The sequence below is a fragment of the Denitromonas ohlonensis genome, assembly GCF_007625205.1.
GTDB lineage: Bacteria > Pseudomonadota > Gammaproteobacteria > Burkholderiales > Rhodocyclaceae > Nitrogeniibacter > Nitrogeniibacter ohlonensis.
This window is the reverse complement of the sequence record NZ_VMNI01000038.1, coordinates 1-5,312: the sequence shown is the minus strand read 5'-3', so window position 1 is coordinate 5,312 and position 5,312 is coordinate 1. Positions and strand designations below refer to the sequence as shown.

Here is a 5,312-nt window from a genome sequence, read left to right as displayed (position 1 = left end):
GGCGCTCGGCTCGTCCATCTCGGAAGAGGTCGACAAGATGACCTGGTCGATCCGCTGGGGCGGCGACACGGTGATGGATCTGTCGACGGGCAAGAACATTCACGAAACCCGCGAGTGGATCATCCGCAATTCGCCGGTGCCCATCGGCACGGTGCCGATCTATCAGGCGCTGGAGAAGGTCGACGGCAAGGCCGAGGATCTGACCTGGGAGATCTTCCGCGACACGCTGATCGAGCAGGCCGAGCAAGGCGTCGATTACTTCACCATCCACGCGGGCGTCTTGTTGCGTTATGTGCCGCTGACGGCCAACCGCATGACGGGCATCGTCTCGCGCGGCGGCTCGATCATGGCCAAGTGGTGTCTGGCGCATCACAAGGAGAGCTTCCTCTACACGCACTTTGAGGAAATCTGCGACATCATGAAGGCCTATGACGTGGCCTTCAGCCTCGGCGACGGCCTGCGCCCCGGTTCGATCTATGACGCGAACGACGAGGCGCAGCTGGGCGAGTTGAAGACGCTGGGCGAACTGACCCAGATCGCCTGGAAGCACGATGTGCAGGTGATGATCGAAGGCCCGGGCCATGTGCCGCTGCACCTGATCCGCGAGAACATGGATCTGCAACTCGAGCAGTGTCACGAGGCACCTTTCTACACGCTGGGGCCCCTGACCACCGACATCGCGCCGGGTTACGACCACATCACCAGCGGCATCGGTGCGGCCACCATCGGCTGGTATGGCACGGCGATGCTGTGCTACGTGACGCCCAAGGAACACCTCGGCTTGCCGAACAAGAACGATGTGAAGGAAGGGATCATCACCTACAAGCTGGCGGCGCATGCGGCCGACTTGGGCAAGGGGCATCCGGGCGCGCAGATTCGCGACAACGCGCTCTCCAAGGCGCGCTTCGAATTCCGCTGGGCCGACCAGTTCAACCTCGGCCTCGATCCGGACAAGGCGCGCGAGTTCCATGACGAGACCCTGCCCAAAGAGTCCGCCAAGGTCGCCCACTTCTGCTCCATGTGCGGGCCGCACTTCTGCTCGATGAAGATCACCCAGGATGTGCGCGACTACGCCGCGCAGCAGGGTATCGACGAACAGGCCGCGCTCAAGCAGGGTATGGAAGTGAAGGCGGTGGAGTTTGTGAAGGCCGGCGCCGAGGTGTATCGGAAGGTGTAAACACGCCCCTGCCATCTGCATGCAAAACGGGCCGCAGTTGCGGCCCGTTTCATTTCCTGAACGCTCAAAGGCGTGCGCGCGCACCACGACCATCGGAACGTCAATATCCCCGCCGTCTTCGGTATGATCTGCAACGATCGTCCGGCAGCCCTCATGGTATCGGCCTGCCAATTTTTTCCGCCGTGCAGGCTTCGATTTTCCGCGACAGGTATATGCCAAAACCAGCGCGGCATCGCGGCTTCGCACCCACGACAGCAACGCCACCATGAACCTCAACCGCCTGCTCGCCGAGCTGACCGACGACACTCTGGCCGAATTTTTCTCCAGCAACGCCCTCTCCCGCGCGCGCGGCTACGTGTCGCGCGTCGGGCAGATCGACGTGGCCGGCAACACACTGACGGCGGCCATTCAGGGCACGCAACGCCAGCCCTATCGCACCACGGTGCGCCTCGACGTGCGCGCGCTCTTCGGCCAGCCGTCGATCGAGATCGCCGCCTCATGCAGTTGTCCGGTGGGCAGTCGCTGCAAGCATGCGGCGGCGCTGCTGCTCGCGGCCCGCAAATCGGGCGGCATTGCCGAGCGGCCGCGCCGCGAGGTGCTGGAGTGGGCACGATCATTGGGCAACGACCTTGCTCGGGAATCGAGACGCGGCCGATCGCCCCAGAAGAACCGTTCCGGTCTCTTCTACGCATTGACCGGCGGCGAAGATGGGGCTTTCTACAAGCTGACCACATTCAAGGCGGCCCTGGCCGCCGAAGGCGGTTTCGCCAGCCACGGCACGCCATGGCACAACCACGATCAGGCGCTGGTCAAACCGCCATCTTTTGTCGTCGACAGTGACCTGCCGGTGTTCCGCGCCTTGCGCCGCTTTCGGCGCGACGGTCTGTACGGCTTTGTCCAATTCGAAGACGCGCTGGGCGCTGAACTGCTCGACGCGCTGCTGGACACCCAGCGGGTCTATGTGGCGGCCGACGAACACCATCCCTTGCGCGCGCTCGTCGCCGGCGAGGCACGCACAGCAAGCATTGACTGGCAACCAGGACGAACCGGTCTGGTCGCACGGGTGCGGGCCGAGCCAGGCAGTGCGCCAGTTCTTGCCACTCGCCCCCTGCGCTATCTCGATAGCGAGATGGCGCAAGCAGGCCCCGTGCAGGGCGAGAATGAAGCCGCCCTGCTGGCGCTGATGCGCCTGCCCCCGCTCAATGCCGCAGAGGTACCGCTAGTGGCCGCCGCCATGGCTGAGCACACACCCAAATTGCCTGCACCGGGCGGTGGCATGGACGCCTTGCCGACAATCGAGGCTGACCCGCAACCCTGGCTGACACTCGACTCCGCCTACAGCTGGCAGATCGACCCGCATCGCGACTATCTCCACGTCACGAACAGCACCTACGATTTTGCCTGCGCCGAGTTTCGCTATGGCGAAGCCATCGTCCCGGCCGGCAGCGACGACACCCTGCTCACGCTGCCGGACGGCCGTGCCGTGCGGGTGCTTCGCCAGCCCAAAGCCGAAGCGGCCGCGATAGCCGCGCTCCAGGCCGCCGGCTTTGCACCGGTACCGGTGCGCAAAGTGCACGGCTTCACACCGCTGCCACCGCGGGCGCTCGGACTGGCCAGCGAAGCGGCGTGGCAACATTTTTTTGCCGAGCAGGCCGCCGCCCTCCGCTCAGCCGGCTGGCACATCGACTACACGCCGGATTTTCGCCATCTGGTGTTCCAGGTCGACGACTGGTTCGCCGATTTAGAGGAAGGCGACAGCGGCTGGTTTGCGCTGACGCTGGGCATTGAGGTCGATGGCGAGCGCCTCGATCTGGCGCCGCTCCTGCACGCGCTGTTCCGCCACGATGCGCGATGGCGCGATCCGCAGGCGCTGAGCCAGATACCGGACGACGAGGCCATCGATCTGCACACCCCCGAGGGCATGCGCATCGTGGTGCCGGCCGGTCGCGTCAAACCCCTGGCCACAACGCTGATCGACCTGTTCGATTCGGACGCCGAAGGCCCGCGCCGCGTGGCCGTGCTGGACGCGCCCCGCCTCACCGAGGCACTCGACGCGGGCTGGCAGCAGGCCGGCTTTGCGCCGCTGGCTGCCTGGCAGGCCAGACTGAGCGGCATGGGCAGCGTACAACCCGTCGAGCCGCCGACGGAGCTCGGCCTGGCCTTGCGCCCCTACCAGCGCGAGGGGCTGGCCTGGTTACAGCATCTGCGCCAGAACGAACTGGGCGGCGTGCTGGCCGACGACATGGGCCTGGGCAAGACGGCGCAGACGCTGGCGCATTTGCTCATTGAAAAGGAAGGCGGGCGCATGGACCGCCCCTCGCTGATCGTGCTGCCGACCTCGCTGGTGTTCAACTGGCAACGCGAGGCGGCGCGCTTTGCGCCCTCGCTGCGCGTGCTCAAGCTGCACGGAAAGGATCGCGCCGAACGGTTCGAGGCCATGGCCGAGCACGATGTCTGCCTGACCACCTACCCCCTGCTGTGGCGCGACATCGACGCGCTGAGCACGCATGATTACCACCTGCTCATCCTCGACGAGGCGCAGACGGTCAAGAACGCCAACAGCCAGGCGGCCCGGGCGGTACGGCGCCTGCGCAGCCGCCACCGACTGTGCCTGACCGGCACGCCGCTGGAGAACCATCTGGGCGAGCTGTGGAGCCAGTTCGACTTCCTGCTGCCGGGCTTCCTGGGACCCAGCGCCGACTTTACCCGTCGCTGGCGCACGCCGATCGAGAAGCATGGCGACGGCGTTCGGCGCGAACTTCTGGCCCGCCGGCTCGCCCCCTTCATCTTGCGCCGCCTCAAGGATCAGGTCGCGACCGAGCTGCCGCCCAAGACCGTGGTGGTGCGCGGCGTTGAGCTGACCGGCCGCCAGCGCGATCTTTACGAGACGGTGCGGGTGGCCATGGACAAGCGCCTGCGCGAGACCATCGCGGAGCGCGGCCTGGCGCGAAGCCGCATCCAGATTCTCGACGCGCTGCTCAAGCTGCGTCAGGTCTGCTGCGATGCCCGCCTGCTCAAAACGCCGGCGGCACTGAAAGTGAAGGAGCGCGCCAAACTGGACCTGTTGATGCAGATGGTGCCGTCGCTGGTCGAAGAGGGGCGGCGCATTCTGATCTTTTCGCAGTTCACCGAAATGCTCGCGCTGATCGAGGCCGAGCTCGACGCCGAAGGCATTGGCTGGGTCAAGCTCACCGGCCAGACCCGCAAGCGCGAAGCCGTCATTGAACAGTTTCAGTCCGGCGAGGTGCCGGTCTTTCTCATCAGCCTCAAGGCCGGCGGTGTGGGTCTCAACCTGACCGCCGCCGACACGGTGATTCACTACGACCCGTGGTGGAATCCTGCCGCCGAAAATCAAGCCACCGACCGTGCCCACCGCATCGGCCAGGACAAGCCGGTGTTCGTCTACAAACTGGTGGTCGAAGGCAGCATCGAGGAAAAGATTCTCGACTTGCAAACGCGCAAGGCCGAGCTGGCGGCGGGCGTGATCAATGCCGATGGCGCCGCACTCGCCAAGTTCGACCCGGACGATCTCGAACGGCTCTTCGAACCGCTGCCACCGCTTTAATCAGCGCCTCAGCGGCGCCCCGTTCAGGCCGAGTGCTGCAATTCGTTCTCTGCCTGCGTTTCGATATCGGCCAGCGCCTTGGCCGCTTTCTTGAGCGCGGGCAGCAGCGTGAGCACCTTGTCGTGGCTCAGACGCATGATCGGCGCCTGAATGGCGATGCCCATGTTCGAGCGGCCGTTCTGGCGCGGCACCAGCACCGCGGCGCAGATCAGCCCGGGCAGAAATTCTTCGTCGTCCAGCGCGTAGCCCTGGCGCTTGACCGTGTCGATCTCTTCGTCGAGCGCGTCGAGCGTGGTCAGCGTCTTGGGGGTGAAGCGCTCGAGCGGCACATGGGCGAGCAGGCGGCGGCGTTGGGCCGGGCTCATCTGGGCGAGAAAGAGTTTGCCGCTGGCCGAGCAGTGCGCCGGCACGCGTGAGCCGGGGTGCAGGTAGAAGCGCAGCGGCGCGGCGGTTTCGACGCGGTCCAGATACAAGACCTCGCTGCCCGAGAAGGCGGTGATGTTGCAGCTCTCGCCCACTTCTTCAACCAGCTGGCGCAGCACCACATGGCGCGCGCCGTGCACGGTGTTG

Annotated in this window: 3 protein-coding genes; 2 read left to right on the top strand and 1 reads right to left on the bottom strand. The window is 65.6% G+C overall.

The genetic code is table 11. The features are described from left to right. Both thiC and FHP89_RS20850 read left to right on the top strand, forming a co-directional pair. Positions 1-1,177, top strand: a 1,177-nt coding sequence (thiC, locus tag FHP89_RS20855) for a phosphomethylpyrimidine synthase ThiC (RefSeq protein WP_144180308.1), incomplete at its 5' end; no start/stop codon positions are given. Between the two features lie 265 nt (positions 1,178-1,442). Next, positions 1,443-4,742, top strand: coding sequence for a DEAD/DEAH box helicase (locus FHP89_RS20850; RefSeq protein WP_144180305.1), 3,300 nt, complete (start codon positions 1,443-1,445; stop codon positions 4,740-4,742). A gap of 23 nt (positions 4,743-4,765) precedes the next feature. Here the strand turns inward: FHP89_RS20850 and FHP89_RS20845 are convergent. Further along, positions 4,766-5,312 (bottom strand): IclR family transcriptional regulator (locus tag FHP89_RS20845; RefSeq protein ID WP_144180302.1); only part of this gene is annotated, 547 nt, incomplete at its 5' end.